General features: G+C 61.9%; 15 protein-coding genes and 1 pseudogene. 14 read left to right on the top strand and 2 right to left on the bottom strand.

Annotated features, from left to right (window positions below; translation table 11 throughout):
* Positions 1 to 554: 554 nt before the first annotated feature.
* The 3 genes from C4J89_RS13525 (at position 555) to pgm (ending at position 5,165) form a co-directional block, all read left to right on the top strand.
* Positions 555 to 1,973, top strand: a complete 1,419-nt coding sequence (locus tag C4J89_RS13525; RefSeq protein WP_177413011.1) for a hypothetical protein — start codon at positions 555 to 557, stop codon at positions 1,971 to 1,973.
* A gap of 36 nt (positions 1,974 to 2,009) precedes the next feature.
* On the top strand, positions 2,010 to 3,413 hold the full coding sequence (locus C4J89_RS13530; protein WP_124362830.1) for a PLP-dependent aminotransferase family protein: 1,404 nt from the start codon (positions 2,010 to 2,012) through the stop codon (positions 3,411 to 3,413).
* A gap of 108 nt (positions 3,414 to 3,521) precedes the next feature.
* Positions 3,522 to 5,165 (top strand): phosphoglucomutase (alpha-D-glucose-1,6-bisphosphate-dependent), encoded by a 1,644-nt coding sequence (gene pgm, locus C4J89_RS13535; protein WP_124414692.1) that lies wholly within the window; start codon positions 3,522 to 3,524, stop codon positions 5,163 to 5,165.
* Positions 5,166 to 5,291: 126 nt separating this feature from the next.
* On the opposite strand, the gene C4J89_RS13540 is transcribed toward pgm, so the two are convergent.
* The gene (locus C4J89_RS13540) at positions 5,292 to 5,987 is read right to left on the bottom strand and encodes a pirin family protein (protein ID WP_124414693.1); all 696 of its coding nucleotides are present in this window, start codon (positions 5,985 to 5,987) and stop codon (positions 5,292 to 5,294) included.
* Between the two features lie 217 nt (positions 5,988 to 6,204).
* Between C4J89_RS13540 and C4J89_RS13545 the strand changes: the two are divergent.
* A pseudogene (locus tag C4J89_RS13545) lies at positions 6,205 to 8,652 on the top strand (UvrD-helicase domain-containing protein).
* A gap of 118 nt (positions 8,653 to 8,770) precedes the next feature.
* On the opposite strand, the gene C4J89_RS13550 reads toward C4J89_RS13545, so the two are convergent.
* Positions 8,771 to 9,043 (bottom strand): DUF1652 domain-containing protein, encoded by a 273-nt coding sequence (locus tag C4J89_RS13550; protein WP_124367027.1) that lies wholly within the window; start codon positions 9,041 to 9,043, stop codon positions 8,771 to 8,773.
* A 141-nt stretch (positions 9,044 to 9,184) separates the two neighbouring features.
* Here C4J89_RS13550 and C4J89_RS27180 point away from each other — a divergent pair, with 141 nt between their 5' ends.
* From C4J89_RS27180 to C4J89_RS13595, 10 genes are all read left to right on the top strand, one after another.
* Positions 9,185 to 9,313 (top strand): hypothetical protein, encoded by a 129-nt coding sequence (locus tag C4J89_RS27180; RefSeq protein ID WP_256681741.1) that lies wholly within the window; start codon positions 9,185 to 9,187, stop codon positions 9,311 to 9,313.
* Between the two features lie 9 nt (positions 9,314 to 9,322).
* Positions 9,323 to 10,447, top strand: coding sequence for a P1 family peptidase (locus C4J89_RS13555; RefSeq protein ID WP_124414694.1), 1,125 nt, complete (start codon positions 9,323 to 9,325; stop codon positions 10,445 to 10,447).
* 348 nt (positions 10,448 to 10,795) lie between these two features.
* Entirely contained in the window at positions 10,796 to 12,229 is a 1,434-nt protein-coding gene (locus C4J89_RS13560; protein WP_124414695.1) for a serralysin family metalloprotease, read from the top strand.
* A 47-nt stretch (positions 12,230 to 12,276) separates the two neighbouring features.
* A complete protein-coding gene (locus C4J89_RS13565) occupies positions 12,277 to 12,633 on the top strand; it encodes a protease inhibitor Inh/omp19 family protein (protein ID WP_124362837.1) in 357 nt (118 codons plus the stop codon).
* Between the two features lie 104 nt (positions 12,634 to 12,737).
* A complete protein-coding gene (locus C4J89_RS13570) occupies positions 12,738 to 14,489 on the top strand; it encodes a type I secretion system permease/ATPase (RefSeq protein WP_124414696.1) in 1,752 nt (583 codons plus the stop codon).
* A complete protein-coding gene (locus C4J89_RS13575) occupies positions 14,486 to 15,787 on the top strand; it encodes an HlyD family type I secretion periplasmic adaptor subunit (protein WP_124414697.1) in 1,302 nt (433 codons plus the stop codon). Before C4J89_RS13570 ends, C4J89_RS13575 begins: the two co-directional genes overlap by 4 nt.
* 2 nt (positions 15,788 to 15,789) lie before the next feature.
* On the top strand, positions 15,790 to 17,130 hold the full coding sequence (locus C4J89_RS13580; RefSeq protein WP_124414698.1) for a TolC family outer membrane protein: 1,341 nt from the start codon (positions 15,790 to 15,792) through the stop codon (positions 17,128 to 17,130).
* Positions 17,131 to 17,162: 32 nt separating this feature from the next.
* Positions 17,163 to 20,120, top strand: a complete 2,958-nt coding sequence (locus C4J89_RS13585; RefSeq protein WP_124414699.1) for an autotransporter serine protease — start codon at positions 17,163 to 17,165, stop codon at positions 20,118 to 20,120.
* Between the two features lie 158 nt (positions 20,121 to 20,278).
* Complete coding sequence (locus C4J89_RS13590) at positions 20,279 to 23,386, top strand: autotransporter serine protease (protein ID WP_124414700.1); 3,108 nt, start codon at positions 20,279 to 20,281, stop codon at positions 23,384 to 23,386.
* Positions 23,387 to 23,471: 85 nt separating this feature from the next.
* A complete protein-coding gene (locus C4J89_RS13595; RefSeq protein WP_124414701.1) occupies positions 23,472 to 24,896 on the top strand; it encodes a lipase in 1,425 nt (474 codons plus the stop codon).
* The last annotated feature ends 56 nt before the right edge of the window (positions 24,897 to 24,952 follow it).

Here is a 24,952-nt window from a genome sequence, read left to right on the forward strand (position 1 = left end):
AATCCAGCGCGGCGCTGTCGTGTGGGCGTCACTGAAGTTCGCGCCGCAGATCATCTGAACTGCTTTCCTGCGCGGTTCTGTATCTATTAATCATTAGTTGAGTGCCGATAATTGCGGCTTAACCATCATCTCAAGGATTGAGCAATGATCAGCTGCCCGACATTACTGTCTTGTATCAGCAAACTAACGAGGCGTTACCTTGCCCGTCGAAAAAAACGTTCGAAACATCCCTTCTTCTTGCAAGAAGCCAGATTAAGTGGGTGATTTATTATTTGTCGGAGGTTTCGCTAATTAATTAGTTAACGCGCTGTAGGATAGTGTCGGAACATTCCTAGGAGTTGCCACTTGAGCACACGCGACTGCGGGTTAGCGCGTCTGTCTGTGGGATGGGGTGCCCGCGACTCAGGTGTCCGCTCCGGTAATTTTGTTGCAGGGTGCTAATGTTTAATCATTCTTATGCCCTGCCGCGCAAGACAGACCTACAGATGTAATGGGTCAGGCAACGACGTCACAGAGTTGCTTGAAACTGATATTTCAACTCAGGTAGTAGAACAATGAGCGCAATTCACGAACAAGCCATGAACTATGTTTATCAGCAAGTTCTGCAACGTTTGATGGGGCACTTCACGCGTGCCGAACGGACTGCACTTCAATTGTTGATCCAGCGAATCGTGGTGGCGGCAGGCGGCATGGAACATGTGGGTAACTATAAAGTATTGATCGCCCACGGCGGCGGCGAAGTCAGCAGTTATACCCTGGCGCTGCTGCGCGCGGCACAGTTGAGCATCGCCGGCCGTACGCCCAAGACCTTTCACCTGCGCGTGGCGACGCTGCGGCATGCAGGGATGACCCAGGCCACACTGGGCAGGCTGAATGAGGGCTATAGCGCGCTGTTTTTTCACGATGACCCTCGGGTGGAGGTGTTGATGGTGGAAAATCAGGAGGTGCAGCCTTTCAATCATCAGCGGCCCGCTTCCAGCGCCGGCCGTGAGGTCAACCAACGCGACCGGCTAATGATCGGGCACCTGACGTCCGGGGATGTGCGTGCCACGCTGTGCAATGACACTTACCTGGCCCTGGGGGATTTCTACCAGCGTGTGAGCGCGTGGAACGGCGGCGTGCATGCGCTGGTCAGCGGCGATTCTGCGCGCAAGCAAAGCCAATACCTGGCCTGGCTGAAGCGTTCGGCCCTGGCTGCGGGTGTCGCTGTCCCGCCGCGCCAGTCCGCGTCGCTCAATATTCTGTTCGCGCGCATGGAAGAGTGGAGTACCGGTTGCTACCGCGACCTCTACGGCGAGCAATACGTGGAGGCCCAGAGCCCGGGGCATGGCGGGCACCGCCATCTGGCTTATATCGGGGTTGCCGACCTGCTCGACGAGGTTGACGTTGCCTCGTCACCGCTGCTCACCGAGTTCCTGGCCCACAAACCGGACCCGTTCGACTTTCACTTCAGCCATCCTGACTATCCCAACCCGTTGCTCATGGCGCATCTGCACGGGTTGCAGGCCCAATGCCTGCGTGAGCTGTCCTACGGCGAAGGCGTCGAGGCTTTTGTGCGGCAGGCGAGAGACGCGATGAGCCATCGACACATTCCAGACACCTTGATCGACGCATTGGGCGGCCACGATGGGCGCGTATTGTCGACGACCTATGCCCAGGAGTTCTTCGGCCTGGACGAGGGCCAGTTGACTTGCCTGTTGTTCTCGCCCTTCATCCATCATGGCGAGCGCCTTGAGGGTTACCTGCGCCAATGCCACCCCGGCATGCTGGTGGGGCTTCCCGAGTTGCACAAGGCGCTGCAGGGCAAACCCGCCGCAGATATGCTGCAGCAGTGGCTGATTGATACCAGCGGCCTGCCATTGCCTCTGTTACAAAACCTGTACCGCAAGCGTCCTCAGCAGGCGGGTCGTTGCACCCAGGCGCGCAAACGGCGTGGGGCCCAGGCGCAGATTGCGCAAGTGTCGGGGCGTTAGCCGCGTGCCTGTGCGTGCGAACTCGGGCGGGCGCTCATGAGACTGCGCGGGGAGCGGCAAGCGGATTTTGCCTACCAGGCGGTGTACCGCTACATGATCAACCTGATCAACGAAGTCAGCCTGGAAAAACCGGTAAAGCTGCCGTCCCTGCGGCAGTTGTCGACCCGCTTGAAGGTGTCGATCTCGACGATCCAGTACGCCTACTCGATATTGGAAAAGGAAGGGCGGATCTACTCGGTGGCCAAGTCCGGCTACTTTGCCTGGCCGGTGGCCGCTAACGCGCCAATGGCCACGAGTGGGGACTTGCTTGAGCGCCTTTACGCGGCAGCGCGGCGGCCTGGCATGGTGGTACTCAGTGGCGACGAACCGGCGCTGCTGGGCTCACTCGATGGTGCGTTGCTTTCACTGGAGCGCCAACTGATCCGCCGCTATCCGCACCACCTGCAAACCCACTCGCAACCCTCCGGCGTCTGGGAGCTGCGCGCGGCGCTGGCGGCACGTTATACCTCATCGCCCACGCGCTGCTGGCAGGCGGATGAGGTGTATATCGGCGCCGACGTGCGTGGCGTCCTGGAGATCCTGATTGACGCCCTGGGCCTCAAGGGCACCGTGGTGGTGGCCGAATCACCCTGCGATTATCTGGTCTTGCGCCTGTTGCAGGGGGCCGGCGTGCGGGTAATCGAATTGCCCTGGCTCGCCGACGGCCGCTTCGATCTGAGTACCTTTGAACACCTGCTCAGCCACGAGCCGGTGCACCTGGTGGTGCTGTCATCGGTGGTGAGCATGCCGTCGGGCAGCGTGCTGTCGGTTCAGGAGCGCATGCAGGTGGCGCAATTGCTGGACCGATTCGGCTGCTGGCTGCTGGAGAATGACACCTTTGGCGAACTGAGCTTCGCACCGTCCTCCGTGTCCCTGCGGCACCTGGTCGACCCTGAACGGCTGATAGTGTTCTCTTCGTTCGAGAAGATCCTTGGCCCGGAAGCACCGTTTGGTTTTGTACTGTCGCGCCAGCTGAGCCGCGAGCTGCAGCGTCAGTTTTTATTGCGTGCATTCCGGTTGTCGTCGATTCGTCAGCGCGCCATTGCCCGCTTGTACGAAAGCGGACGGTATGACCAGCATGTGCAGACGTTACGCCAGCGCCTGCGTGAGCAGGCACAGGCTATGGGCCTGCGCCTGGATGCACGTCTGGAGGGGTGGGTGAGCTATCGGATGCCCGTCGCCGGCGCAAGTTTCTGGCTGCAGTCGACGGCGGCTGTGGACATGCGCCATGTGTTCCAGCGCATGGTCACGCAGCAGGTGGTGATCGCTCCCGGTGAGCTGTTCAGTCTCAGCGGTTTGCATCACCAGCATATGCGCCTGGGGCATGCGTTCAGCGGGCATCCGAACCTGGACATCGCCTTGGATACATTGGCCGAGGCACTGCAGCAGGCGCAGATTTGACGCGTATGAAATTTCTATATTAGTTGTGGGATCGATACCGTCGCGCCGTAGTCCAAGTCACCGTAAACTGTCATTTTTCCGAATCCTTATTTTTCTCGAGGTTTATGCATGACTATCAGTCCTTTTGCGGGCAAGCCGGCGCCAGCCCAGTTGCTGGTGGACATCCCGCGACTGGTCACGGCCTATTACACCGGCCAGCCTGATGCAGCGATCTCCACCCAGCGCGTGGCCTTTGGTACCTCCGGGCACCGTGGCAGCTCGTTCGAACTGAGCTTCAACGAATGGCATGTGCTCGCGATCAGCCAGGCCATCTGCCTGTACCGCCAGGCCCAGGGCATCGACGGCCCGTTGTTTGTCGGCCTGGACACCCACGCGCTGTCGACGCCAGCCGGCGCCAGTGCGCTGGAAGTGCTCGCCGCCAACGGTGTACACGTGATGCTCGCCGAGGGCGACGAATACACACCAACGCCGGCAATTTCCCACGCGATCATCTGCTACAACCGTGGCCGCACCAGCGGGCTGGCGGACGGTATCGTCATCACGCCGTCCCACAACCCGCCGCAAAGTGGCGGCTACAAGTACAACCCGCCTAACGGTGGCCCGGCCGACACCCACGTCACCAAGTGGATCGAAGCCAAGGCCAACGAGCTGCTGGCCAACAAGCTCGCCGGAGTCAAGCGCATCACCCACGCCCAGGCGCTGAAGGCCGATACCACGCACCGGCATGATTACCTCAACAGCTACGTGGCCGACCTGGTCAATGTGATCGACATGGACGCCATCCGCAGCGCCGGCCTGCGCCTGGGCGTCGACCCGCTGGGCGGAGCAGGGGTGCGCTACTGGTCGGCGATTGCCGAGCACTATCGGCTGAACCTGGAAGTGGTCAACACCGAAGTCGACGCTACCTTCCGCTTCATGAGCGTCGACTGGGACGGCCAGATCCGCATGGACCCGTCTTCCAGCTACGCCATGCAAGGCCTGATCGGCCTCAAGGAGCGCTTTGATGTGGCGTTTGCCTGCGACCCGGACCACGACCGTCACGGCATCGTGACCCCGTCCGGCGGGCTGTTGGCGCCGAATAACTACCTGGCGGTGTCCATCGACTATCTGTTCCAGAACCGTCCTGACTGGCGCGCCGATGCGGCGGTGGGCAAAACCGTGGTCAGCAGTGGCCTGATCGATCGCGTCGCCGCGCGCATCGGTCGTCGTTTGTACGAAGTGCCGGTGGGCTTCAAATGGTTTGCTGACGGTTTGTTTGATGGTTCGCTGGGGTTTGGTGGCGAAGAAAGCGCCGGGGCTTCATTCCTGCGCAAGGACGGTACGGTCTGGAGCACCGACAAGGACGGCCTGATCCCGGCTTTGCTTGCGGCCGAAATGACCTCGCGCAAAGGCCAGGACCCGAGTCAGATCTATCGCGGCCTGACTGACGCCCTCGGCGAACCCTTTGCCATCCGCGTTGATGCCAAGGCCACGCCAGCGCAAAAAGCCCTGCTGGGCAAACTGTCGCCGGAGCAGGTGACGTCCACGCAATTGGCCGGCGAAAGCATCCAGCAGATCCTCAGCCATGCGCCGGGTAACAACCAGGCGATCGGCGGCTTGAAAGTGATGACCGAAAACGGCTGGTTCGCCGCGCGTCCATCGGGCACCGAGGACATCTACAAGATCTATGCCGAGAGCTTTATCGACGAAGATCACCTCAAGCAGCTGGTGGAAGAGGCTCAGGTACTGGTAGACGGAGCAATCTCCCAGTAATCACGCAACACCCATGTGGGAGGGGGCTTGCCCCCGATAGCGATGTGCCAGTCGATATATTCGATGCTGATCCACCGCCATCGGGGGCAAGCCCCCTCCCACATTAGATGCCAACATGGCTTGAGGTCAGGCTAAGTCAACCAACACAATCTCGCTGTCTTCAATCGCCGTCACCCGCAACACCTGCTCATCGGCAACCGCCACGCCGTCTCGAGCCTGCGCACGCAAGCCGTTGACTTCAATCGTCCCCGTTGCCGGCACCAGGTACGCCCGGCGGCCGCTGTCCAGCCGATACTCGGCACTTTCCCCGGCCTTCAGATTAGCCGCCACCAGGCGTGCATCGGCACGAATGCGCAGGCTTTGCGTGTCTCCGGCCTTGCCGCTGGCCAAGGTCACGAAGCCTTCGCGCGCACCCTGTGGAAACGGCCTGGCGCCCCAGGAAGGCGGCAAGCCGGCCTCATTCGGGATGATCCAGATCTGGAAGATCTTGGTCGGCGTGGCTTCCAGGTTGTATTCGCTGTGGGTGATCCCGGTGCCAGCGCTCATCACCTGTACGTCGCCAGCCTCGGTACGGCCCTTGTTGCCCAGGTTATCGGCATGACTGATCGCGCCTTCGCGCACGTAGGTGATGATTTCCATGTCACGGTGCGCGTGCTGCGGGAAGCCGCTGCCCGGCGCAATGATGTCGTCGTTCCACACCCGCAGGTTGCCCCAGTGCATACGCTCGGGGTCATGGTATTCGGCAAATGAAAAGTGATGATGGGCGTCGAGCCAGCCATGGTGGGCGCCGCCCAGGGTGTTGAAGGGTCGAAGTTCAAGCATGATCGTCTCCTGTGGATAGCCCTATGGTCCGTCAGTGCATGATCGATAAAAAGCGTAAAAAATGCCTGATTCCTATCTGTTTATTTGATGTTTATCTCAGGTATCAACTTTCACTTCATCGCCTAACCGCATGAGATCAAAGCATTTGGCTGGAACTGAGCGGCAATTCCGGCGACCATGGCGCACTGTAAAAACCTAGCTCATCGCAGGAGTCCGCGTGCCGCACCCACAGCCTGATCTGCCCCCTGAACTGCGCCCCCTGGCTGAAATGCCGCTACTGAAACGGCTTGCCGCGCGCCTGTTCGGCCATGGCCTCACGCGTTTGCGCGCGCAGCACCGGTTTTCGTGGTTGCATGGTCAAGCCGACGGTTTTCGCAGCGGGCATGAAGCCGGGGTGGAATACGGTTATCGCGAGGGCAAGGCGGACGGTTTGGAGGAGGGCCGGCAAGTCCTGCTGATCCGCGATTTCCGGTCCGATGAACACCGTGCGCCAGGTATTGATGACAGCCTGTTCGACGACTGGCGCTTGCCGCTTACCGCTGACATCAAAAAGCGCATCAAGGCCGACGTTGCACGTTTGCTGCCGACACACGCCCAGCCCAGTGCGGCGCAGTGGAAGATGATCTTCAGCGACACGCCGTCCACTTCGGTGATTGCCGGGGCCGGCGCGGGTAAGTCGACCTCTCTGGTGCTGCGCATCCTGTTGCTCACCCATTACCTGGGCTTCGAGTTGAGCTCGATGACCGTGGTGACGTTTACTCGCGAATCGCGCAAAGACTTCATCCAAAAGCTCATGCACATTCTCAGCTTATGGGGCCAACCCCTTGACCATAAAGAAGCCCAGGCGGTGGTGCGCACCTTTCACTCACGCATCCTGCCGATGGTGCGCAGCCTGCCGGGCTTTGAGCGACTGCAAGCCTTCGAGAACCTCAGCGCCGGGTTCGAGGATGCCGACAGCAACCCGTTCGACCTGCGCATCAACGACGCCCAGCGCCAGCAGATGAACGCGTGTTACCACCGCTTGCACGGCCGTCATGCACGTTTTCGCGAGTTGATCGCACCGCTGGCACGCCATGGGCTGCAGCTCAAGGAACTGGAGCGTGATCATCCCGATGTGCAGAAGCGCGTGGCGGTCACGGAATTGGCGGCCAAGCGTGACGAAGAACTCTGTGACGTCATCGAGGACCTGTGGTTTCGTGCAGGCGCCTGGCCCATCAAGGGCATCGAACCGAGCCGGCAAACGTTTGAGATCAATGGCGCGCAGTTTCATTGCCATGGCTATATCCCTGAACTGGACGCCTGGGTAGTGCTGGGCTTCGATTCGCGGGAAAACCCTCAGATCAGCCGGCCAAATGCCAAGCTGTCCGTGCGCGCAGAGTGGGCGGTAAAGCGCACGCTGTTTCAAGCTTTCTGTCGTAAGCCATTGATATGGTTGGATAGCTACGATTCTTCACGAAGAGTGTTAAGTTGCCTGGCGGGCGATGCCACGGCCGGGCCCGGGTTTGATTACAAGGTCAAGGGCGAGCTTGCCTCGGCGCCGCTCCTGGACAGCTTCGTCATGGCCGCCGGCTTTATCGAGAACCTCGGGTTGGATGTGCCCACCGCCGTGGGCCGGATGAGCTTCGCCAAAGACGATCCGGACCGCTTGTTCTTCGAGGCTCTGGGTATTTTCTGGAAGGCTCTGGAAGACCACTTGCTTGAGCAATCGCCGCCGATCATGACCTATAACCGCATGTTTTCGTTGTTTGGCGAAAACACCCCCGAGAACCTCAAGCTGCTCAGCGACGCGCTGCTGCGGCCGATGTCGCACTTGATGATCGACGAATTCCAGGATGTGTCGCCGCAGATCGTCTCGTGGATCCGCGCCAGCCTGCGTGAAATCCGCAGCCGTGGCCCGGCGATGCACGTTGGTCGCGGGGCGCAGCGTTCATCGTTGCTGTGCGTAGGGGATGACTGGCAGTCCATCTATGGCTGGCGCGGTAGCTCGCCCAAGTACTTCATGGAATTCAACAAGGAGTTCACCTCGCCGAGCACCACCCGCGTCATGCTGAGTGAGAATTACCGTAGCCACCAACACATCATCGACGCTGCCGAGCACATCGTGCGCAGTGCCCCGGCCATTCCCGGCAAGAAGGCGAAGGCCGCTGGCGAGCCCAGGCCCTTGGTGCCCGTGGTGGTGCTGGAGCGCGACGACGCGGCGTTGGCCCGGTAGTTGATCGAGCACTATCAGCGGGGCGATACAGTATTAATGTTGTATCGAAAAAGCAGCGATAAGCTGTTGATAAAAGAGCATATTCAGGCGGTAGTTAATCTGGATTCCAGCTTGCCGCCCCAGGCGCGCAGGCTGAAACAGCTGACCTACCACAGCGCCAAGGGCCTGCAGGCGGATGCGGTGTTTCTACTCGGGGATTGCCAACACCTGACCAGCTCGCCTTACAAGAACCAGGTCTACCGTATGGCGGGCCTGGGCAAGGATGGCGACAGTGAGGCGTACGACAACGCTCAAAAAGACGAAGTGCTGCGCCTGGCCTACGTCGGCATCACTCGCGCGGTCAGCCACTGTTATTGGTATGTGGAAAAGCCCGAAGGCCAGGCGGTGAATGTGCCAAGGGCATCGGAGCAAGTAGACGGCAGGAAAGTATTTTTTGAAGATTTGCGCGGTTAATGTGGGAGGGGGCTTGCCCCCGATGGCGGTGTGCCAGTCGACCTTTCAGTGGCTGACCCAGCGCTATCGGGGGCAAGCCCCCTCCCACAATTGGATTTCACAGGTCTGCGGATATTGATCAGGCCCGCAACGACAGAGGCGGCACAAAACACTCCAGCTCAGCCTCCACCGCCTCGATAATGCGCTCCACATCGGCGGCGTTCATCACGGTGGCGCAGGGAATGCCGGCGATCGCGATCAGCGTCTCGCCGCTGGCCCGGTCGAACAGGCGGGCAACCATGCTGCCGGGGGCGTCCATGCTCCCTTCGAAGCCCATCGGATGAAAATGCCAGCGCATCAGCTGACAGGCGTTGGGGAATGTCACTTTGTTCATGTTGCCTACCTTGTTCATTGAGCGCTTCCTTTAGCTCGCGGCAGGGGCCAGGACCTTCACTAGTCATGGCATCGAACCCTCAAAATAGCATTCGTTCGCAAGACGAGGTGTTTTTTTCAGGCCCGTTCGGCGGTTCTTTACCTGACATTGACCTGGATCATGTTCCAAGCCTACGGATTGTCCAGGTCATGCTCCAATGACTGGATAAACAACATCGGCCTGCTGGCGTTGTCGGTGATTCTGTATTGCATCAGTGGCCGGTTGAGTCCGGTCTTTCAGAAATTGTAAGGAGTGGTTATGCGCGCACGTCAATTGGGCATCACCCTGGGGCTGGGCACGCCTGGGAAATGGAATGCGATCACCGATGTGCCCGGCGTCCGCGTCGGCCATGCCACGCTCAACAGCGAGGTCGGCGCCAAGCAGGTACGCACAGGCGTCAGCGTGATCCAGCCGCGCCCTGGCGAAGCACGCCATCAACCCTGTTTTGCCGGGTACCACGTGCTCAACGGCAATGGCGACGCCACCGGCCTTGAGTGGATCCGCGAAGCGGGGCTGTTGACCACGCCGATAGCCATCACCAACACCCACAGCATCGGCATCGTGCGTGACAGCTTGATCGCTCTTGAGCGTGAGCGCCTGGCTGACCCGGCGGTGTACTGGTGCATGCCGGTGGTGATGGAAACCTATGATGGCTTGCTCAACGACATCTGGGGTCAGCATGTGCGCCCTGAGCATGTGCGTGAAGCTCTGGACAAGGCTGAGTCGGGCCCGGTGCAGGAGGGCGCGGTGGGGGGCGGCACCGGGATGATCTGCCATGAGTTCAAGGGCGGCATCGGCACGGCGTCGCGGCGGTTGCCGGCAGAGCAGGGCGGCTGGACCGTCGGCGTACTGGTGCAGGCCAACCATGGCAAGCGCCAGGAGCTGCGGATCGATGGTTATCCGGTCGGTCGCTACTTGATGCAGATCGCTTCGCCGTTCGCCGACCGCGGCACACCGGGCATGGGCTCCATCGTGGTGATCATTGCCACGGATGCGCCGCTGTTGCCCCATCAATGCCAGCGCCTGGCGCAGCGCGCCTCCATCGGTATCGCGCGCACCGGCGGCGGCACCGAGGATTCCAGCGGCGACCTGTTCCTGGCCTTCGCCACGGGTAACCAGGACTTGCCGCCCGCCGATTACGGGCGCAGGGACTTGCCGCACAGTACGGTATTGCGCATGGTCAACACCGACCACATCTCCCCGCTGTTCAGCGCCGCCGCCGAGGCGGTGGAGGAGGCGATCATCAATGCCTTGCTGGCCGGAGAGGACATGACCACCCAGGACGGCGTCACGGTGCCGGGCCTGGCCGGCGAGACGGTATTGGAGGCGCTGCACACATGTGGCTGGCGTAATGTCCCGGTAAAAGGGGGCAACGCAGTTTAATGGTGTAAGTAGTGGCTCTTTAATGTTGCCAATGACACCGTGACAATATATTGGATCCCTTATTCAAGTAGGCCGCGCAACTAGCGCGGCTTTACCTGTATTTAATATTTAAATATCGCTGCGCGCTATTCGGTCACCTAAACACAACCGTCCCCAACAAACGCTACGCACGACTTCCTCAAGTTGCATCTGGGTCAGCTTTTCCCCGCTGAAATATGTGTAGACGAAAGATTTCAAATTGTGTCAGTTTTCTTACGCCTTCAAAAGAGGTGAGTGATAGGACTATCCTCGCCCGCGAGGTTCCTATCGAACAAAGACTGATGCACTTGCAAACAAGGAAGTACGTTTATGTCAAAAGTAAAAGACAAGGCTATTGTATCTGCCGCGCAAGCCAGCACTGCTTACTCGCAAATCGATAGCTTCAGCCATTTGTATGACCGTGGCGGCAACCTGACGGTCAATGGCAAACCGTCCTACAGCGTGGACCAGGCAGCCACCCAGCTGTTGCGGGATGGCGCCGCGTACCGGGACTTTGATGGCAACGGCAAGATCGATCTGACCTATACCTGCCTCACCTCGGCATCCTCGAGCACCATGAACAAACATGGCATCTCGGGCTTCAGCCAATTCAACGCCCAGCAGAAAGCACAGGCCGCACTGGCCATGCAATCCTGGTCGGATGTTGCCAATGTGACATTTACCGAAAAGGCTTCCGGCGGTGACGCACACATGACCTTCGGCAACTACAGCGGCGGCCAGGATGGCGCGGCGGCTTTCGCCTACCTGCCCGGCACCGGTGCAGGCTACGACGGCACGTCGTGGTACCTGACCAACAACAGCTACACGCCGAACAAAACCCCGGACCTGAACAACTATGGCCGGCAGACCCTGACCCACGAAATCGGCCACACCCTGGGCCTGGCTCACCCTGGCGACTACAACGCCGGGAATGGCAACCCGACCTATAACGACGCGACCTATGGACAGGACACGCGTGGCTATAGCGTCATGAGTTACTGGAGCGAGAGCAACACTAACCAGAACTTCAGCAAAGGCGGGGTCGAGGCTTACGCTTCCGGTCCGCTGATCGACGATATCGCCGCGATCCAGAAGCTCTACGGTGCCAACCTCAATACCCGCGCCGGTGACACCACCTACGGTTTCAACTCCAACGCCGGGCGCGATTTCCTCAGCGCCACGTCCAATGCCGACAAGCTGGTGTTCTCGGTATGGGACGGTGGTGGCAATGACACCCTGGACTTCTCCGGCTTCACGCAAAACCAGAAGATCAACCTCAATGCCACCTCGTTCTCCGATGTCGGCGGCCTGGTGGGCAACGTTTCCATCGCCAAGGGCGTGACGGTCGAGAACGCCTTCGGTGGCGCGGGCAACGACCTGATCATTGGTAACCAGGCCGCCAACCTCATCAAGGGCGGGGCCGGCAACGACCTCATCTACGGTGGCGGCGGTGCGGACCAACTGTGGGGCGGCGCCGGCAGCGACACCTTTGTGTTCGGTGCCGTGTCCGATTCCAAGCCAGGAGCGGCGGACAAGATCTTTGACTTCACCTCAGGTTCGGACAAGATCGACCTGTCCGGTATCACCAAAGGCGCGGGCGTGAGCTTCGTCAACGCGTTTACCGGGCATGCCGGCGACGCGGTGCTGTCCTACGCATCAGGTACTAACCTGGGTACGTTGGCCGTTGACTTCTCCGGGCACGGCGTGGCGGATTTCCTCGTCACCACCGTTGGCCAGGCGGCTGCCAGCGACATCGTGGCGTGATGTAAAGCGCGGCGCTCCGGCGCCGCGCTCCAGGATGGAGCCAGGCAATGCAGCGTTTTTCCAAAGGGGTCACCCTATTGATCGTGTCGGCAGGAGCCCATGCAATGGCGAGCAGTCTTGTTTTACCCACTACCGCACAGTTGGCGGGGCATTGGCAGTTGCACCAGGATGACCAGGTGTGTGCGCTGGACCTGCTCGAGCAGCCCAACAGCCTGGGGGGCGATGTGGCGTGTGCCGCGCAATGGCTGGGCGATAAACCGCTGACGTGGTCGCCGACGCCGGACGGCATCTGGCTGATGAATGCCGAAGGCAGTGGCATTACGCACTTGAATCGCCAGAAGGAAGGCGAATATCAGGCCCGCACTAAATCTGGAGCCATCGTGGTGCTGCAACGTACACCTTAGTTTCAGGTTATAAGCTTATAACTTCATTTATTAGTTGGCCGCCCGCTATTCAGGGGGTAGGGCAACTAGTGCGCGTACTTTGGGTTCATGGAAGATAAGAAGATATGGCCAAGCCCCATACCGTTGCACCCTTGTTCAAGGCGCTGGGTGAATACAAGAGCATCTTGATCAGCGTTTGCTGTTTTACCGCGCTGATTAACCTGTTGATGCTGGTGCCCTCGATTTACATGCTGCAAGTGTACGACCGCGTGCTGTCCTCCCAGAATGAAACCACCCTGGTGATGTTGACGTTGATGGTCGTGGGGTTCTTTGCGTTTATAGGCCTGCTGGAAGTTATCCGCAGTTTTATCGTGATCCGCATCGGCGCCCAGTTGGAGCGGCGGTTCAACTTGCGCGTGTACACAGCCGCATTCGAACGCAACCTGCAACGTGGGCAGGGGCACGCCGGGCAGTCCCTGGGCGACCTGACCCATATTCGCCAGTTCATTACCGGGCCTGCGTTATTCGCGTTTTTCGATGCACCGTGGTTTCCCATCTACCTGTTCGTGATTTTCCTGTTCAACCTGTGGCTCGGCGTGTTGGCCACGGCCGGCGCGGTGCTTTTGATTGCACTGGCCTGCCTCAACGAATATCTGACCAAAAAGCCCCTGGGCGAAGCCAGCGGTTATTCCCAACAGTCGACTCAGTTGGCCACCAGCCATTTGCACAATGCCGAAACCATCCAGGCCATGGGCATGCTCGGCGCGCTGCGCCAGCGCTGGTTCGCGGTGCATTCGCAGTTTCTCGCCTTGCAGAACAAGGCCAGCGACACCGGTTCGGTGATCACCTCCCTGAGCAAATCTCTGCGCCTTTGCCTGCAATCCTTGGTGTTGGGCCTCGGTGCGCTGCTGGTGATCAAGGGCGATATGACCGCCGGGATGATGATCGCCGGTTCCATCCTGATGGGCCGGGTACTCAGCCCCATCGACCAGTTGATCGCCGTGTGGAAGCAATGGAGTTCGGCCAAGCTGGCCTACCAGCGCCTCGACGAGCTGCTGCGCGAATTCCCGCCGCAGGCCGAGCAGATGGCCTTGCCGGCGCCCAACGGCCAGGTCAGCTTCGAACAGGTCAGCGCCGGCCCGCCGGGTCGGAGCCTGGCGACCCTGCACCACGTCAACTTCAACCTCGGCGCCGGTGAAGTGCTCGGTGTGCTCGGCGCCTCGGGTTCCGGTAAATCCACCCTGGCGCGCGTACTGGTAGGCGTGTGGCCGACCCTGGCCGGCACCGTGCGCCTGGACGGCGCGGATATTCACCGCTGGGACCGCGACGACCTCGGCCCGCATATCGGCTACTTGCCCCAGGACATCGAACTGTTCAGCGGCAGCATCGCCGACAACATCGCGCGCTTTCGCCAAGCCGACCCGCAGCTTGTGGTGAAGGCGGCGCAACAGGCCGGGGTGCACGAGTTGATCCTGCGCCTGCCCCAAGGCTACGACACCCTGCTGGGCGACAACGGCGGCGGCCTGTCCGGCGGGCAGAAGCAACGCGTGGCCCTGGCCCGCGCACTGTATGGCGGCCCGCGCCTGATCGTGCTGGATGAGCCCAACTCCAATCTCGACACCGTCGGCGAAGCGGCGTTGGCCAGCGCCATTATGCAGATGAAGGCCCAGGGCAGCAGCGTGGTGCTGGTGACGCACCGTTCCTCCGCATTGGCTCAGGCTGACAAGTTGCTGATCCTCAACGAAGGCCAGTTGCAGGCCTTCGGACCCAGTCAGGAAGTGCTGCGCGCGTTGTCCGGGCAGCAGGAGGCACCGAAGGAAAAAACCGGCGTCAGCTTTAGTCGCCAGTATCAGGCCGGAAGGAATCCAGGCGCATGAGCAGCCTTATAGTTGAACAACACGACGCACGTTTCTTCGTCCGCATGGGCTGGCTGCTGACCGTGGTCGGCGCCGGCGGTTTTTTCCTCTGGGCCAGCCTGGCGCCGCTGGATCAAGGCATTCCGGTGCAGGGCACGGTGGTGGTGTCGGGCAAGCGCAAGGCCGTGCAAACCCTCAGCCCCGGCGTGGTCAGCCGGATTCTGGTGCGCGAAGGCGAGGCCGTGAAGCAAGGCCAGCCGCTGTTTCGCCTCGACCAGACCCAGCACCAGGCCGACGTGCAGTCGCTGCAAGCCCAATACCGCATGGCCTGGGCCAGCGCTGCGCGCTGGCAGAGCGAACGTGACAACCTGCCAGGTGTGCGCTTTCCGGCCGAACTGAGCGCCAACCCCGACCCGGCCCTGGCGCTGGTGCTCGAAGGCCAACGCCAACTGTTCAGCAGTCGGCGCGAAGCCTTTGCCCGTGAGCAGGCCGGCATCCGTGCAAGCATCGATGGCGCCACCTCGCAGTTGGGCGGCATGCGCCGCGCCCGCAGTGACTTGAGCGCCCAGGCGCAATCCCTGCGTGAGCAACTGAGCAACCTGCAACCCCTGGCCGACAACGGCTACATCCCGCGCAACCGCCTGATGGACTATCAGCGCCAGTTGTCCCAGGTGCAGCAGGACCTGGCGCAAAACGCCGGCGAGACTGGCCGCGTCGAGCAGGGCATTGTCGAGTCGCGCCTCAAATTGCAGCAGCACACCGAGGAATATCAGAAGGAAGTGCGCAGCCAACTGGCCGATGCGCAACTGCGCAGTCTGACCCTGGAGCAGCAACTGACCTCCGCCGGGTTCGACCTGCAGCACAGCGAAATCAACGCGCCGGCCGACGGCATCGCGGTCAACCTCAGCGTACACACCGAAGGCGCCGTGGTGCGGGCCGGTGAAACTCTGCTGGAGATCGTGCCCCAAGGCACGCGCCTGGAAGTGGAAGGGCACTTGCCGGTGCACCTGGTGGACAAGGTCGGCACGCACCTGCCGGTGGACATCCTCTTCACCGCCTTCAACCAGAGCCGCACCCCGCGCGTGCCGGGGGAGGTGAGCCTGATTTCCGCCGACCAGATGCTCGATGAAAAGACCGGCGCCCCCTATTACGTGCTGCGCACCACGGTCAGCGAGGCAGCGCTGGAAAAACTCCACGGCCTGGTGATCAAACCGGGCATGCCCGCCGAGATGTTCGTGCGCACCGGCGAGCGCTCGTTGCTCAATTACCTGTTCAAGCCGCTGCTCGACCGCGCCGGCTCCGCGTTGACCGAGGAATGAGCATGAAACCTGTGTTCATCGCCTTGCTGTTCAGCTGCGCCAGCGCGCACGCCGCCATGGGCCCGTTCGATGTGTACGAGCAAGCCCTGCGCAATGACCCGGTGTTCCTCGGCGCGATCAAGGAGCGCGACGCCGGCCTGGAAAATCGCACCATCGGCCGCGCCGGCTTGTTGCCCAGGCTGTCGTACAACTACAACAAGGGCCGCAACAATTCCGAAGCGCACCTGCCCGATGGGCGCGGTGGCAGCTATCGCGACGACCGCAACTACAACAGCTACGGCTCCACCTTCAGCCTGCAACAGCCGCTGTTCGACTACGAAGCCTATGCCAACTACCGCAAGGGCGTGGCCCAGGCGCTGTTTGCCGATGAAAGCTTTCGCGACAAGAGCCAGGCGCTGCTGGTGCGGGTGTTGAGCTACTACACCCAGGCGCTGTTCGCCCAGGACCAGATCGACATCGCCCGCGCCAAAAAGAAAGCCTTCGAGCAACAGTTCCAACAGAACCAGCACCTGTTCCAGCAAGGCGAGGGCACCCGCACCGATATTCTCGAGGCGGAATCGCGTTATGAGCTGGCCACCGCCGAAGAGATCCAGGCCCTGGATGAGCAGGATGCGTCCCTGCGCGAGCTGGGTGCGTTGATTGGCGTGCAAAGCGTCAACATCGACGACCTGGCACCGCTGAACCAGGGTTTCGCCGCGTTCACCCTATCGCCGGCCAACTATGACACCTGGCATGAACTGGCAATCAGCAACAACCCGACGCTCGCCTCCCAGCGCCAGGCCCTGGAAGTGGCGCGCTATGAAGTGGAGCGCAACCGCGCCGGGCATTTGCCCAAGGTCACTGCGTACGCCAGTTCGCGCAAGCAGGAGTCCGACAGCGGCAACACCTACAACCAGCGCTACGACACCAACACCATCGGCGTCGAAGTCAGCGTGCCGCTGTATGCCGGTGGCGGCATCTCGGCGTCCACGCGCCAGGCCAGCCGCGCCATGGAACAGGCCGAGTACGAGCTGGAAGGCAAGACCCGCGAAACCCTGATCGAACTGCGCCGCCAGTTCAGCGCGTGCCTGTCGGGGGTGAGCAAGCTGCGCGCCTATCAAAAAGCCCTGGCTTCCGCCGAGGCGCTGGTGGTGTCGACCAAGCACAGCATCCTGGGCGGCGAGCGGGTCAACCTTGATGCATTGAATGCCGAGCAGCAGCTCTACAGCACCCGCCGCGACCTCGCCCAGGCGCGGTACGACTACCTGATGGCCTGGACCAAATTGCACTACTACGCGGGCAACTTGCGTGACACCGACCTGGCCAAGGTGGATGAAGCCTTCGGCCCGGAGAGAAAGCTGTAAGGGCGGCAATAACAATAAACAGGAGTGTACGGATGATCACGGATTCACCACGTTTCAAACCTTTCACCGCAGGCTCATTGCTGCTGTTGTCCGTTGCGGCACAGGCGCAATACGCCGAAACCGGCCAGCCGGGTGATCCCGCCAGCTGGAGTTCCGCCGAGTTCCAGAGCGACTGGGGCCTGGGGCGCATGAAGGCGGATGAAGCCTATGCCGCCGGGATCAGCGGCAATGGCGTGAAAATCGGTGCGCTGGACTCGGGTTTCGATACCAATCACCCCGAGGCGGCCAAAGACCGTTTCCACCCGGTCACCGCCAGCGGCACCTACGTCGATGGCAGCGCCTTCAGCACTACCGGCGCGCTCAACCCGAACAACGACTCCCACGGCACCCACGTCACCGGCACCATGGGCGCGGCCCGCGACGGCGTGGGCATGCACGGCGTGGCGTATAACGCGCAGGTGTATGTCGGCAACACCAACGCCAACGACAGCTTCCTGTTTGGCCCCACCCCGGACCCCAAGTATTTCAAGACGGTGTACACCGCTCTGGTGGATTCCGGCGTGCGCGCCATCAACAACAGCTGGGGCAGCCAGCCCAAGGACGTCAGCTACCAGACCCTGGACGACCTGCACGCGGCCTACGCCCAGCACTACAACCGCGGCACCTGGCTGGATGCGGCGGCGGATGTGGCCAAGGCTGGCGTGATCAACGTGTTCAGCGCCGGCAACAGCGGTTACGCGAACGCCAGCGTGCGCTCGGCGTTGCCGTACTTTCAGCCGGAACTGGAAGGCCACTGGCTGGCGGTGTCGGGGCTGGATAAAGCCAACAACCAGAAGTACAACAAGTGCGGCATCGCCAAATACTGGTGTATTTCCACGCCCGGTGCGCTGATTAACAGCACCATCCCGGACGGCGGTTATGGTGTGAAATCCGGCACCTCGATGTCGGCGCCCCATGCCACGGGCGCGTTGGCGCTGGTGATGGAACGCTATCCCTACATGACCAACGAGCAGGCGCTGCAGGTGCTGTTGACCACCGCCACGCAGCTCGACGGTTCGATCACCCAGGCGCCCAACGCCATCGTCGGCTGGGGCGTACCGGACCTGGGCCGGGCGATGCACGGGCCGGGGCAGTTGCTCGGTGCGATGGACGTGAACCTGGCGGCCGGGCAGGGCGATGTGTGGAGCAACGGCATGTCTGACCAGGCATTGCTCCAGCGTCAGGCGGAAGACCGCGCCGAGCACGGCGCCTGGCAGCAAACCCTGCTCGATAAGGGCTGGCAAAACGGCGTGGGCGCCACGGCCAGCCAGCAGGACCAGACCGACTACGCCGTTGGCAACGCGCGCGATCAAGCCGCAGCGAATCGCGTGTACGAAGGCAGCCTGATCAAATCCGGCGCGGGTAGCCTGGTGCTCAGCGGCGACAGCACCTATCGCGGCGCGACCACCGTCAACGGCGGCCTGCTGGCCGTGAACGGCTCGTTGACCTCGGCCGTCACCGTCAATAACAGCGCCACCTTGGGCGGTTCCGGGCGTATCGGCGCGCTGTCGGTCAACAACGGCGGGCGTGTCGCGCCGGGCAATTCAGTGGGCACGTTGCAGGTGGCGGGGGATGTGAACCTGGGCGCAGGCTCTACCTACGCGGTCGAACTGACCCCGACCAGCAGCGACCGCATTGTCGCCGGCGGCAAGGCCGTGCTCGGCGGCGGTACAGTGACCCTGGCCCTGGAAAACAGCCCGACGCTATTGAGCCAGAGCCAGGCCCAGAGCCTGATCGGTCGCCAATACTCGATCCTTGAAGCGGCCGGCGGTATCCAGGGCCAGTTCGGCCAAGTGCTGCCGAACTACCTGTTCCTCGGCGGCACCCTCGACTATGCCGCCAACGGCGTGCAACTGGCGGTCGGGCGCAATGACGCCAGCTTTGCCAGTGTCGGCGCCACCCGAAACCAGCGCGCCGTCGCCACGGCCGCTGAGCAATTGGGCGCCGGCAATCCGGTGTATGAAAGCCTGCTGCAGTCGGACTCGGTTGCCACGGCGCAGCAGGGCTTGCAGCAGTTGTCCGGTGAAATCTACCCGGCCGTGGACGCGATGTTGATCAACGACAGCCGCCAACTGCGCGACGCGGTAGGCGAGCGTCTGCGCCATGTGCCGGTGGCCGGTGAAAGCAACCTGTGGCTCAAGGCCCTGGGCGCCTGGGGCAAGTCGGACACTCGCAGTGAAACGGCGGGCGCCACCACCTCCGTCGGCGGCTTGCTGGCCGGGATCGACGGCGCACTCGACGAACAGACCCGCATCGGCGTGGTCGCTGGCTACAGCGATAGCTCGTTGAGCCTGGGCGGCGGCACGCATTCATCGGCGTCTATCGACAGCTACCACTTCGGTGCCTATGCCGGGCGCGAGCTGGGCGACTGGCGGGTGAGCGTCGGCGGTGCCTACAGCTGGCATCGTGGCGATGTGAAACGTGACCTGCAATACGACGAGGTCAGCGGCAAGCAGAAAACCAAGCTGGATGCGCGCACCGCGCAGCTGTTCACCGAAGCCGCCTACCGCATCCACCTGCAACCGCTGGCACTGGAGCCGTTTGCCAACCTGGCCTACGTGCACCTGGACAGTGAGTCGTTCCACGAAAAAGGCGCCGCAGCGGCCCTGGAACGTGGCAGTGATCGCCGTGATGCCGTGCTCGGCACCCTGGGCCTGCGGGCGTTGAAAACCCTGGCGTTGAACGACCATCAGCAACTTGAGCTGTCGGGTTCCCTGGGCTGGCAGCACAGCCTCACTGCCGTCGAATCCGAAGAGCATCTGGCGTTTGTCGCGGGAGGGCCTTCTTTCGCCGTGCGCAGCGCGCCGTTGCTGCGCGATGCGGCCCTGGTGGGCGTGCAGGCGAGCCTGGCGCTGAGCCCGTCGACGCGGGTCAACCTGGATTACAACGGCCAATTGGGTGGACGCGAGAAAACCCAGGGCGTGGGGCTGAGCCTGAACTGGCAGTTCTAGGGGGAACACCGCAGTTCAACTGTGGGAGGGGGCTTGCTCCCGATGGCGGAGTGTCAGCCACCGAATGTACTGACTGATCCACCCCCATCGGGAGCAAGCCCCCTCCCACCTTGGAAGTGGTTCACATACTGGCAACAAGAAAACTAAGGAAGGTCACCGTGAAAAAACGCAAGTCAGGGTTAACTACCGCCATCCCCACCGGCCCGGGCTATCCGCTCAAGGCCTTGAGCAGCGTGCCATACGGCGCGTTGTTGTGTTGCCTGGCAAGCCTGGGGACCGCCCAGGCCGCACCCTATGTGGAAACCGGCAAGCTGGGCGACGCCGCCAGTTGGCGCAGCAATGAGTTCAAGGCCGATTGGGGCCTGGGCGCGGTACATGCCGACACCGCGTATGCGGCGGGCTACACCGGCAAGGGCGTCAAGCTGGGCATCTTCGACCAGCCGGTGTACGCCCAGCACCCGGAATTCGCCAGCCCCAACAAAGTGGTGACGATCGTCACCGAGGGCATCCGCCAATACACCGACCCGTATATCCCGGTGAAGGCCGGTGATGCGTTTCGCTATGACGGCACGCCGTCCCTGGGCTCCAACGGCAAGCTGGGCAACCACGGCACCCATGTCGGCGGCATTGCCGCCGGTAACCGCGACGGCGGGCCGATGCATGGTGTGGCGTTCAACGCGCAAATCATCAGCGCCGAAAACGGTGACCCAGGCCCGGAAGACGGGATCATCCTGGGCAACGATGGTGCGGTGTACAAAGCCGGTTGGGATGCACTGGTGGCCAGTGGCGCGCGGATCATCAACAACAGTTGGGGCATTGGCATCGGTGATCAGTACGCCAAGGGCGGCCGCGATCCCGCCTTTCCGAACTTCACGGTCAATGAAGCCCAGGCGCAATTCAACACCATTCGGCCGATTCTCGGCACGATTGCCGGTGGTGCCTATCAAGGTGCGATCGACGCCGCCCGCAGCGGGGTGCTGACCATTTTTGCCGCCGGCAACGACTACAACCGCAACAACCCGGATGCCATCTCCGGCCTGGCGTACTTCGTCCCCGAGATTGCACCGAACTGGCTGTCGGTGGCGGCCCTGCAGCAGAACCCGGACACCAGCAGTGCCAACCCGTACGTGATCAGCACCTTCTCTTCGCGCTGCGGCTATGCGGCGAGTTTCTGCGTGTCGGCACCGGGCACCAAGATTTTCAGTTCGATCATCAACGGCACCAATCTGGACAACCTCACCACCGACTACGCCAACTTCAACGGCACTTCCATGGCCGCGCCCCATGTGGCCGGCAGTGCAGCAGTGCTGATGGAGCGCTTCCCGTACATGAGTGGCGACCAGATCTCCACGCTGCTCAAGACCACCGCCACCGACCTCGGCGCGCCAGGCATCGATTCGCTGTACGGCTGGGGCATGATCAACCTGGGCAAGGCAGTCAATGGCCCGGGGATGTTCATTACCGCCGAGGATATTCCGGCTGAGTTTCGCATCGACGGCGCCTATGGCACTGGCCAGTTCGTCGCGGACCTGCCGGGCATCGGCGCGGTGGTGGATGCCGGCAAACCGACCCAGCGCGTGTGCAACGACGTGCATTGCGGGCTGGATGTATGGAGCAACGACATCGCCGGGCATGGCGGCCTGACCAAGCAGGGCATTGGCACCCTGGTGCTGACCGGCGCCAACACCTACAGCGGCCCGACCCTGGTCAACCAAGGCTTGCTGGCGGTCAACGGCTCGGTTACCTCCGACGTGACCGTCAGCCAGAGCGGCGTTGTCGGTGGCTCCGGGCGTATCGGTTCGCTGAGCGCAAACAGCGGCGGCACCGTGGCACCGGGCAACTCCATCGGCACGCTGAACGTGGCGGGCAATGTCACCTTCGAGCCGGGCTCGACTTACGCGGTGGAATTGTCGCCCACCAGCAGCGACCGTATCGTTGCCGGCGGCACCGCCACGCTGAACGGCGGCACCGTGACCCTGGCCCTGGAAAACAGTCCGACCCTGTTGAGCGCGACCCAGGCGCAAAGCCTGATCGGCCGCCAGTACAACATCCTGCAAGCCGCCGGTGGCGTCACTGGCAGCTTTGGTGCGGTACTGCCTGACTACCTGTTCATCGGCGGCACCTTGAACTACGCGGCCAATGGTGTGCAGCTGGACGTGGCACGCACCAACAGCTTCGCCAGTGTGGCCGCCACACCGAACCAACGCGCCGTCGCCGCCGCCGCCGAGCAATTGGGCGCGGGCAATGGGGTGTATGAAAGCTTGCTGCTCGCCCCGACAGCGGCTTCGGCACAAGGAGCGTTCCAGCAACTGAGCGGCGAAGTCTATCCGGCGTTGGAAACCGCGTTGGTCAATGACAGCCGCTACGTACGCGAAGCGGTAGGCGAGCGCCTGCGCAACGGTGAAATGGGCGCGACCAGCCAGGCCATCGACAGCCGTGGCAACGTGTGGGTCAAGGCGCTGGGTGCATGGGGCAAGACCGACAGCCGCAACGACACAGCGGGCTACACCACTTCGATCGGCGGCATGCTGGCCGGTGTCGACGGTGCCCTCGACGACGCGACACGCATCGGCCTGGTGGCGGGCTACAGCGATACCTCGTTGAACATGGGCAGCGATACCCATAGCCGTGCGTCGGTCGACAGCTACCACTTCGGCGCGTATGCCGGGCATGAAATCGGCGCCTGGCGCCTGAGCGGCGGCGCCACCTACAGCTGGCACCGCGCCGATGTGAAGCGCGACCTGCAATACGGTGACGTCAGCGGCAAGCAAAAAGCCAAGGTCGATGCCCACAGCACCCAGCTATTCACCGAGGCGGCATACCGCGTCAACCTGCAACCACTGGCCCTGGAGCCGTTCGCCAACCTGGCCTACGTGCACCTGGACACCGATGGCTTCGCCGAGAAGGGCGATGCCGCCGCGCTGAAAAGCGGCGACGACAGCCGCGACCTGGTGCTGAGCACCCTGGGTGTACGCGCCTTGAAAACCTTCAACGTTAACGATCACCAGCAACTGGAAGTGTCCGGCACCCTGGGCTGGCAGCACAACTTGAGCGGCACCGACTCTGAGCAGCACCTGGCGTTTGCCTCGGGTGGCCCTTCGTTCGCGGTGGAAAGCGCGCCGATGGTGCGTGATGCCGCACTGGTCGGTGCGCGGGTGAGCCTGGCGTTGAGCAAGGATGCGCGGGTGAACTTCGATTACAACGGTTTGCTGGCCAGCAAGGAGAAGGTGCACGGCGTCGGTTTGAGCCTGGACTGGGCGTTCTAAGGCTACACACCCCCTGATGGAGTCCGTCAGGGGGTGACAGGTGTTTTCGCTTTCTCTACAAATCCAACAACAGAGAGGCAATACCATGGGTATCTTTGACTATAAAAACCTCGGGACCGAGGGCTCCAAAGTGTTGTTCGCCGATGCGATGGCGATCACGTTGTATTCCTACCACAACCTGGATAACGGCTTCGCCGTGGGGTATCAGCACAATGGCCTGGGCTTGGGCCTGCCGGCCACGCTGGTCGGGGCCTTGCTGGGCAGCACCGATTCCCAGGGGGTGATTCCCGGCCTGCCCTGGAACCCCGATTCGGAAAAAGCCGCCCTCGACGCGGTGCAACAGGCCGGCTGGACGCCCATCAGCGCCAGCACCCTCGGCTACACCGGCAAGGTCGATGCCCGGGGTACCTTTTTCGGTGAAAAGCCAGGCTACACCACGGCCCAGGTCGAGGTGCTGGGCAAGTACGATAACGCGGGCACGTTGCTGGAGATCGGTATCGGTTTTCGCGGCACGTCCGGGCCGCGTGAACATTTGATCACTGATTCTATCGGCGACCTAGTCAGCGACCTGCTCGCCGCCCTCGGCCCCAAGGACTACGCAAAAAACTACGCTGGCGAAGCCTTCGGCGGCCTGCTCAAGAACGTCGCCGAGTATGCCGGTGCCCACGGCCTGAGTGGCCACGACGTGGTGGTCAGCGGCCACAGCCTGGGAGGGCTTGCGGTCAACAGCATGGCCGACTTGAGCGACAGCAAATGGTCGAGCTTTTACAAGGATTCCAACTACGTGGCCTATGCCTCGCCGACCCAGAGTGCCGGTGACAAGGTGCTGAACGTGGGCTACGAAAATGACCCGGTATTCCGTGCGCTGGATGGCTACTCCTCCAACCTGTCGTCGTTTGGCGTGCACGACAAGCCCCATGAGTCCAGTACCGATAATATCGTCAGCTTCAACGACCACTACGCGTCGACGCTATGGAACGCGCTGCCGTTTTCCATCCTCAACCTGCCGACCTGGGTGTCGCACTTGCCCACCGGCTATGGCGACGGCATGACGCGCATCCTCGACTCCGGCTTCTACGAGCAGATGACCCGCGATTCTACGGTGATCGTTGCCAACCTGTCCGACCCGGCGCGGGCCACCACCTGGGTGCAAGACCTCAACCGTAATGCCGAAGCGCACCAGGGCAATACCTTCATTATCGGCAGCCACGGCAACGACCTGATCCAGGGCGGCAAGGGCGCAGACTTTATCGAGGATGGCAAAGGTAACGACACGATTCGCGACAGCAGCGGACATAACACCTTTCTGTTCAGCGGGCAGTTTGGCAATGACCGGGTGATCGGCTATCAGGCGACGGATAAGCTGGTGTTCGACGGGGTAGGGGGCAGCACGGATTATCGTGACCACGCCAAGGTGGTGGGCGGCGATACCGTGATCAGCTTCGGCGCCGACTCGGTGACACTGGTGGGTGTGAGCAGTTTGTCGGGGGAGGGGATCGTGATCGGCTAACTATTGGAACGCGGTCAAAACTGTGGGAGGGGCGGTGCGACGATTCGACTTGCTCC

The organism is Pseudomonas sp. R4-35-07, assembly GCF_003852235.1.
GTDB lineage: Bacteria > Pseudomonadota > Gammaproteobacteria > Pseudomonadales > Pseudomonadaceae > Aquipseudomonas.

Coding starts and splice junctions, on each gene's coding strand:
- C4J89_RS13525 (WP_177413011.1), top strand. CDS start 555: ATGAGCGCAATTCACGAACAAGCCATGAACTATGTTTATCAGCAAGTT.
- C4J89_RS13530 (WP_124362830.1), top strand. CDS start 2,010: ATGAGACTGCGCGGGGAGCGGCAAGCGGATTTTGCCTACCAGGCGGTG.
- pgm (WP_124414692.1), top strand. CDS start 3,522: ATGACTATCAGTCCTTTTGCGGGCAAGCCGGCGCCAGCCCAGTTGCTG.
- C4J89_RS13540 (WP_124414693.1), bottom strand. CDS start 5,987: ATGCTTGAACTTCGACCCTTCAACACCCTGGGCGGCGCCCACCATGGC.
- C4J89_RS13550 (WP_124367027.1), bottom strand. CDS start 9,043: ATGAACAAGGTAGGCAACATGAACAAAGTGACATTCCCCAACGCCTGT.
- C4J89_RS27180 (WP_256681741.1), top strand. CDS start 9,185: ATGTTCCAAGCCTACGGATTGTCCAGGTCATGCTCCAATGACTGGATA.
- C4J89_RS13555 (WP_124414694.1), top strand. CDS start 9,323: ATGCGCGCACGTCAATTGGGCATCACCCTGGGGCTGGGCACGCCTGGG.
- C4J89_RS13560 (WP_124414695.1), top strand. CDS start 10,796: ATGTCAAAAGTAAAAGACAAGGCTATTGTATCTGCCGCGCAAGCCAGC.
- C4J89_RS13565 (WP_124362837.1), top strand. CDS start 12,277: ATGCAGCGTTTTTCCAAAGGGGTCACCCTATTGATCGTGTCGGCAGGA.
- C4J89_RS13570 (WP_124414696.1), top strand. CDS start 12,738: ATGGCCAAGCCCCATACCGTTGCACCCTTGTTCAAGGCGCTGGGTGAA.
- C4J89_RS13575 (WP_124414697.1), top strand. CDS start 14,486: ATGAGCAGCCTTATAGTTGAACAACACGACGCACGTTTCTTCGTCCGC.
- C4J89_RS13580 (WP_124414698.1), top strand. CDS start 15,790: ATGAAACCTGTGTTCATCGCCTTGCTGTTCAGCTGCGCCAGCGCGCAC.
- C4J89_RS13585 (WP_124414699.1), top strand. CDS start 17,163: ATGATCACGGATTCACCACGTTTCAAACCTTTCACCGCAGGCTCATTG.
- C4J89_RS13595 (WP_124414701.1), top strand. CDS start 23,472: ATGGGTATCTTTGACTATAAAAACCTCGGGACCGAGGGCTCCAAAGTG.